The sequence below is a fragment of the Albidovulum sp. genome (assembly GCF_049646345.1).
Classification (GTDB): domain Bacteria; phylum Pseudomonadota; class Alphaproteobacteria; order Rhodobacterales; family Rhodobacteraceae; genus Albidovulum.
On record NZ_JBARVQ010000203.1, the window covers coordinates 1 to 4074 of the forward strand.

5 protein-coding genes are annotated in these 4074 nt (G+C 62.5%); all 5 read left to right on the forward strand.

Translation table 11 applies throughout. The features are described 5' to 3' along the window. Positions 1-240: DUF3305 domain-containing protein (locus WBB85_RS04875; RefSeq protein WP_432637500.1), on the forward strand; the 240-nt coding region annotated here is incomplete at its 5' end. After that, entirely contained in the window at positions 237-839 is a 603-nt protein-coding gene (locus WBB85_RS04880; protein ID WP_432637501.1) for a DUF3306 domain-containing protein, read from the forward strand. The genes WBB85_RS04875 and WBB85_RS04880, both read left to right, overlap by 4 nt. Further along, positions 836-1447, forward strand: coding sequence for a TorD/DmsD family molecular chaperone (locus WBB85_RS04885; protein ID WP_432637502.1), 612 nt, complete (start codon positions 836-838; stop codon positions 1445-1447). Before WBB85_RS04880 ends, WBB85_RS04885 begins: the two co-directional genes overlap by 4 nt. A gap of 22 nt (positions 1448-1469) precedes the next feature. After that, a complete protein-coding gene (locus WBB85_RS04890; protein ID WP_432637503.1) occupies positions 1470-1655 on the forward strand; it encodes a twin-arginine translocation signal domain-containing protein in 186 nt (61 codons plus the stop codon). A 59-nt stretch (positions 1656-1714) separates the two neighbouring features. Then, the coding region (locus WBB85_RS04895; RefSeq protein ID WP_432637504.1) for a molybdopterin-dependent oxidoreductase at positions 1715-4074 on the forward strand (2360 nt) is incomplete at its 3' end.

A 4074-nucleotide genomic window follows, 5' to 3' on the forward strand; every position in this document is an offset into this window, starting at 1 on the left:
GAGGGGCAGGATTACCTCGACAGTGGCGACGGGATGGTGGAACGGGTGACGATGCCTGAAGGCATGGTGGCCTGGCTTGCTGACTTTGTGCGCCGCCATCACGTCGAGGAACCCTTTATCAAGCGCAAGCGCGACAAGAAGCGTGTCGATCTGGTCGAGGATGGCAAGGGCGATGCCCGTATCCGCCAGTTGTCCGATGTCTTTCGCGCGCCGTATGGTTACAGAAGGGGCAACGCATGACCCGCCGTTTTGAGCCTGACTTCTGGACCAGCCGCCGCGCCGCTGTGCGGGCACGGGCCGAGGCGGAGGAGGCGGCAGAGAAGGCTGCGAAGACCGGGGCAGAAGTTGAAGCGCGCGAAACCGCAGCGGCGGAACGCAGCGATGAGGATATCCTTTCCGAGCTGGGCCTGCCCGATCCCGATACGATGGGGCAGGGCGATGATTTCGCGGCCTTTCTCAGATCCGCTGTGCCCGAACGCCTGCGCCGCCGGGCCTTGCGGCGTCTCTGGCGCTCGAATCCGGTGCTCGCCAATCTCGACGGGCTTGTCGATCACGGCGAGGATTTCACCGACAAGGCGGTGGTCGTGCCGGGGATGATGAGCACCTATCAGGTCGGAAAGGGCATGCTGCGCCATGTCATGGCCCTGGCCGAGGTCGAGGAGGTCACGGAAGAGGCCGAGATTGCCCCCGAGGCTGAACCGGCAGAGGCGATTGAAGAAGAACCGGCAGAAACGACCATGATCGCCGCTGATGAGGCAGCGCCCGAGCCAGCACCGGTGCTGCGTCGCCATATGCGGTTCTCCTTTGCCGATGCCAAAACAGGGGAGGTCCATTCATGAGCGCCGCCGCCGCAACGACGGTTGAGATCACCGAAGAAGACCGGCTGAGAGCTGACCTTTATGGTTTCCTCTCGGCCCTTCTGGCCGCCCCGCCTGACCGGATGCTGCTGGACAAATCCGCGGCATTGCATGGCGATGATACCGATCTTGGTCGTGCCATCGGCACGCTTTCAAAACTCGCCAGGGCCGCGACGCCGGTTTCGGTCGAACGGGAATTCACCCGGCTTTTCATTGGTCTCGGGCGGGGTGAGCTGCTGCCCTATGCCAGCTACTACCTGACCGGGTTCCTGAACGAAAAGCCGCTGGCCTCGCTGCGCAAGGACATGACGGCGCACAGGATCAGCCGCGCGCCGAATGTCTACGAACCCGAGGACAATATCGCGAGCCTGATGGAAATGATGGCGGGTCTGATCACCGGCCGTTTCGGCGTGCCTGCGCCGTTGCCCCGTCAAAGGGAATTCTTCAACCGTCATATCGCGCCCTGGGCGGGACATTTCTTTGCCGATCTCGAACGAGCGAAAGGATCGGTTTTCTATACACCCGTCGGCACTGTCGGGCGGTTGTTTGTCAATATCGAACGTGAAGCGTTCCGCATGAGCGGGGCGTGAGGACATGAAGGGAGGACCGAAAATGGCCAAGACCAAGGACGGCACCAATCGCCGCGATTTCCTCAAACTGGCGGCAACGACGGCCCCTGCGGCAGCGGTCGCGACAGTCGCGGGCACCGGGACAGCCGAGGCGGCGGAACCGACCGGCGAAACGAAGGTTCAGGATACAGCCCATACACGGGCCTATTACGCCAGCGCCCGGTTCTGACGGGTCAAACAGATTACCCAGCCTCCGGCCGATGTGCCGGGCAAGCAAGGGAGACGGGAATGCTCAGGAAAAAGACGAGCGGAGTTCAAAGAACCGGCCAGCGCGGAACGCTGGCGACGGCGGTTGCCGAGACCACGGTTGACCGGCGGTCCTTCCTCAGGGCGGCGGGCCTTGCCATCGGCGGTCTGGCCGCCATCGGCGCCACCGGCGGCACGGTGCGGCAGGCCAGCGCGCAGGAAGCGGCCAATGGCGCGATCCAGACCATCAAATCGGTCTGCACCCATTGTTCGGTCGGCTGCACGGTGGTCGCCGAGGTTGATAACGGCGTCTGGGTCGGACAGGAACCGGGCTGGGACAGCCCCTTCAACCTCGGCGCCCATTGCGCCAAGGGCGCCTCGGTGCGCGAGCATGCCCATGGCGAACGCCGCCTCAAATATCCGATGAAGAAGGAAGGCGGCGAGTGGAAGCGGATCAGCTGGGAACAGGCGATCAATGAGATCGGCGACGGCATGATGAAGATCCGCGAAGAAAGCGGACCGGATTCAGTTTACTGGCTGGGCAGCGCCAAACATTCCAACGAACAGGCCTATCTCTTCCGTAAATTCGCGGCCTATTGGGGCACGAACAACGTCGACCATCAGGCGCGGATTTGCCATTCGACCACGGTTGCCGGGGTTGCGAATACATGGGGCTACGGCGCCATGACCAATTCCTACAACGACATCCATAATTCCAAGGCGATCTTCCTCATCGGCGGCAACCCGGCCGAGGCGCATCCCGTTTCGCTGATGCATATCCTGAAGGCGAAAGAGGAAAACAACGCGCCGTTGATCGTCTGCGACCCGCGCTTCACCCGCACGGCGGCGCATTCGGACGAATATGTCCGCTTCCGTCCCGGCACCGATGTCGGCCTGATCTGGGGCCTTCTCTGGCACATTTTCGAGAATGGCTGGGAGGACAAGGAGTTCATCCGCACCCGCGTCTGGGGCATGGACCAGATCCGGGAAGAGGTGAAGAAATGGACGCCGGAAGAGACCGAGCGGGTGACCGGCGTGCCCGGTTCGCAGCTTCGCCGCGTGGCCTATACGCTGGCCAACAACCGGCCCGGCACCGTGATCTGGTGTATGGGCGGCACCCAGCACACCAACGGCAACAACAACACGCGGGCCTATTGCGTGCTGCAACTCGCGCTCGGCAATATGGGCACGTCCGGTGGTGGCACCAATATCTTCCGCGGCCATGACAACGTGCAGGGTGCGACCGACCTTGGCGTTCTCTCCCACGACCTGCCCGGTTATTACGGTCTGGCGCCGGGGTCATGGGCGCATTGGGCCCGTGTCTGGGAAGAGGACCTCGACTGGCTGAAGGGCCGCTTTACCAACCTTCTCGACGCAGACGGCAATCCCGCCAAGGATGCCGATGGCAACGATATCAGCCTGATGAACCAGAACGGCATTCCGGTATCCCGCTGGATCGACGGCGTTCTGGAAGACAAAGCCAATATGGACCAGAACGACAACGTCCGGGCCATGGTGCTTTGGGGTCACGCGCCCAACTCTCAGACCCGCGGGTCTGAGATGAAGACGGCGATGGAAAAGCTCGACATGCTGGTCGTGGTCGATCCTTATCCGACCGTCTCGGCGGTGCTTCATGACCGTACGGATGGCGTCTATCTGCTGCCGGCCTCGACCCAGTTCGAGACGTCCGGCTCGGTCACCGCCTCCAACCGGTCGTTCCAGTGGCGCGAAAAGGTCGTGGATCCGGTCTTTGAGAGTTTGCCTGACCACACGATCATCCGCATGTTCTCCGACAAGTTCGGTTTCACCGACCGTCTGTTCCGCAATATCGAGATCACGGACGGCGAGCCGGTGGTGGAGGATATCACCCGCGAATTCAATCGCGGTATGTGGACCATCGGTTATACCGGCCAAAGCCCGGAACGGCTGAAGCTGCACATGGCCAACCAGCACACGTTCGACAAGACGACGTTGCAGGCCATCGGCGGTCCGGCGGATGGTGATTATTACGGTCTGCCCTGGCCTTGCTGGGGCACGCCCGAGATGGGCCATCCCGGCACGCCGAACCTTTACGACATGTCAAAGCCGGTCTCTCAGGGCGGCCTGACCTTCCGCGCCCGCTTCGGGGTGGAACGGGATGGCGACAACCTCTTGGCTGAAGGGGTCTATTCGGCTGGCTCGGAAATTCAGGACGGCTATCCTGAATTCACGATGCAGATGCTGATGGGCCTTGGCTGGGACGGCGACCTGACGCCTGAGGAACGCGCGGTGATCGACGGGATCGCGGGGCCGAAGACCAACTGGAAGGTCGACCTGTCGGGCGGCATCCAGCGGGTGGCGATCAAGCATGAATGCGCGCCCTTCGGCAATGCCAAGGCCCGCGCTGTGGTCTGGACCTTCCC